This window comes from Mesorhizobium sp. M2C.T.Ca.TU.002.02.1.1, assembly GCF_003997225.1.
In genome coordinates this window covers 1-2653 of record NZ_RZTO01000825.1, presented here as the reverse complement: position 1 = coordinate 2653, position 2653 = coordinate 1, and the positions used below count along the sequence as shown (strand labels likewise).

3 protein-coding genes and 1 pseudogene are annotated in these 2653 nt (G+C 64.1%); 2 read left to right on the top strand and 2 right to left on the bottom strand.

Going from position 1 to position 2653, the window contains the following annotated elements:
• Positions 1-652 (bottom strand): LysR substrate-binding domain-containing protein (locus EOD07_RS29955; protein WP_127237892.1); only part of this gene is annotated, 652 nt, incomplete at its 3' end.
• A 99-nt stretch (positions 653-751) separates the two neighbouring features.
• On the opposite strand from EOD07_RS29955, the gene EOD07_RS29950 reads away from it, so the two are divergent.
• Positions 752-1648 (top strand): DMT family transporter, encoded by an 897-nt coding sequence (locus EOD07_RS29950; RefSeq protein ID WP_127237891.1) that lies wholly within the window; start codon positions 752-754, stop codon positions 1646-1648.
• 3 nt (positions 1649-1651) lie between these two features.
• Here the strand turns inward: EOD07_RS29950 and EOD07_RS29945 are convergent, their stop codons facing one another.
• Positions 1652-2263, bottom strand: coding sequence for a thymidine kinase (locus tag EOD07_RS29945; RefSeq protein ID WP_073986180.1), 612 nt, complete (start codon positions 2261-2263; stop codon positions 1652-1654).
• A 250-nt stretch (positions 2264-2513) separates the two neighbouring features.
• Here EOD07_RS29945 and EOD07_RS38735 point away from each other — a divergent pair.
• A pseudogene (locus EOD07_RS38735) lies at positions 2514-2653 on the top strand (glycine/betaine ABC transporter substrate-binding protein); the annotation flags it as partial.

Genomic DNA, 2653 nt, shown 5'->3' with positions numbered 1-2653 from the left:
GCCCGAGCAGGGAGGCGCTGGAATAGGTGCAGCGGTAGGATCGGTCGGCACCGCCGAGTGCCTGCAGCACATTCATCCGCGCCGCGCAGCCAGGCTCGAACAGGGCGACGGGCAAGGGATCGGCCTGCCAGGCGACGTGGTTGGGCGAGGCGACCCAGACGAAACGCTCCAGCCTGATCACATCGAGCGGCTGGTCCGGCAGGCGGGTGACGATCGCCAGATCCAGTCGCCCTTCCGCCAGGGTCTTCACCAGCGCGGTCGATTGCTCGCAGACGAGCTCGACGGTAACCAGCGGATGATCCTCGGCAAAGCGCGACAGCACGGGCGGCAGCAGGAAGGCCGCGTAGTCGTCCGGCACGCCAAGGCGGACGCTGCCTGTTTCCTTGGGTCGGGTGACGCTCGCCCATGCCTCGTCGGACAATTTCAGCAGCCGGCGCGCATAGACGAGGAAGTCTTCGCCGATCGCATTGGGGGTAACCGTTCTAGGGCCTCGCACCAGCAGCTGGTTGCCCACAATATCCTCCAGCCTTTGCATCTGCATGCTGACCGCCGACTGGCTGCGGCCCACGCGAGGCGCCGCATTGGAGAGGCTGCCGGTTTCGACGACGGCGACGAAGGTTTTCAAGAGGTTGAGATCGAGCGGAGCGGCCATGCTGCTATCAGTATATCGAATAGGTCTTCACAAATCTATTCGCTTGATTGAAATCGTTTCGGCTGGCCAGATGGACTTCGATCCGTTGGAGAGCCAGCGATGAGGGACATATCGATTGCCCGCTTCCCGGCAGCGAGCCTCGCGCTGGCGATGACGATTGCCGGCACGGTTGGCGCCTTCGTCACGGAGTCGGGACAGCATCCGGTCACTGTCGTCTTCTGGCGATGCGTGTTCGGCTCGCTGTTCCTGGCCGCATGGTGCCTGCTGCGCGGCTACCTGCCGGACCGGACGCTGTCCCCATCCCGGCTTGCGCTCGCCACGCTCGGCGGCGTTTGCATGGTGCTGAGCTGGACGGCCTTCTTCGCCGGTTTCGCCATGACATCGATCGCAACGACGACCATCGTCTACCATGTGCAGCCGTTCTTCGTGGTGCTGATCGGCGTTGTCTTCCTCAAGGAACGCGTCTCGCTCGACCAGCTGCTATGGATGCTCGGCGCATTCGTCGGCGTCGCGCTGGCCAGCGGCCTGGTCGTCGCGCATGGCCATACCGACGCGAAATGGGCGTTGGGCATCGCGCTGACGCTCGGCGCCGCGCTGCTTTATGCGGTGGCGACGATCCTCGCCAAAGGCCTCGGACAACAGCGCGCGGAGATCACGGTGCTTTGCCAGACGCTGGTCGGGGTCGTTTTGCTCGCCCCCTTCGCCGACATCGGTCATCCCATCCCGCCGGCATCGTGGGGCTGGCTGGCCGGGATCGGGGTCCTGCATACCGGCATCGCCTATGTGCTGATGAATTCCGCCTTTCCGCGCCTGACGACGCCGGTGATCGGCATCCTCACTTTCATCTATCCTGTCGTCGCCATCGTCATCGACTGGGCCTTGTACGGCCATCCGCTCGGACCGGCGCAGGCCGCTGGCATGGCGCTGATCGCGCTGGCAACTCTCGGCGTGCGGCTTGGCTGGCGGTTTCCGATGCGGCGTGTCTCGGCCGCCTGAATCTCAGGCTCTGACGAAACCGATGAAGTCGTCGGGCTCGGCCCTGCCCATCTCCTCTTCCCAATGGCGGCGGCAGAGCGAGACGTAGACGTCCTTGCCGATCGCCACTTGCTCGCCCTGCTTCGCCACCTTGCCGTCGGGCCCCAGGCGCACCACCATCGTCGCCTTGCGGCCGCAACGGCAGATGGTGCGCACCTCGCGCAGGTCGTCGGCGATGGCGAGCAGCGCTCGAGAGCCGGAGAACAGATTGCCCTGGAAGTCGGTGCGCAGGCCGTAGCACATGACCGGAATACCCAGCCGGTCGGCGATGCGGGCGAGCTGCCAGACCTGCTCCTCCTCGAGGAACTGCGCCTCGTCGACAAAGATGCAATGCACCGGGGCATGTTGGTGATGCTCGGCGACCCTGGCATAAAGATCGTCGCCGTCGCGGAACATCTCGGCCCCGGATTCGAGGCCGATGCGCGACGAGATCAGCCCGCTGTCGCCCTTGCGATAGTGGCCGGCGACGAACAGCATCGTCGACATGCCGCGTTCGCGATAATTGTAGGACGCCTGCAAGAGCATGGTCGTCTTGCCGGCGTTCATCGTCGCGTAGTGGAAGTAAAGCTTGGCCATGCCGTCCTTCTAAGCTCACATGTCGGCGCACGGGGAGGGGGCCTGCGGCTCCGTCCACCAAAAACTCCCTGCCGTCTAAAACCCGATGTCGTTCAAAAGCCTGTCATGTCGCTTAATGGCCAGCCCGCGCCGTTCGTCGTGATGTTGAAGCGCTTGAAACGGCTTCAAAATGGTGTTTGGCTGACGAAACAAGGCGGGCGCAAGAACCGTGACTTCGCTTTGCCTCGAAGTTCCAATGGGAGAAAAGTTAATGTCGCGCATGAAATCCTTCGTCGCAGGCCTCGGCCTCGCGGCGCTTCTATCCACGACCGCCGCTTATGCCGGCGATCCGGCGAGCTGCAAGGCGGTCCGCCTTTCGGACGTCGGCTGGACCGACATCCAGGCCACCAC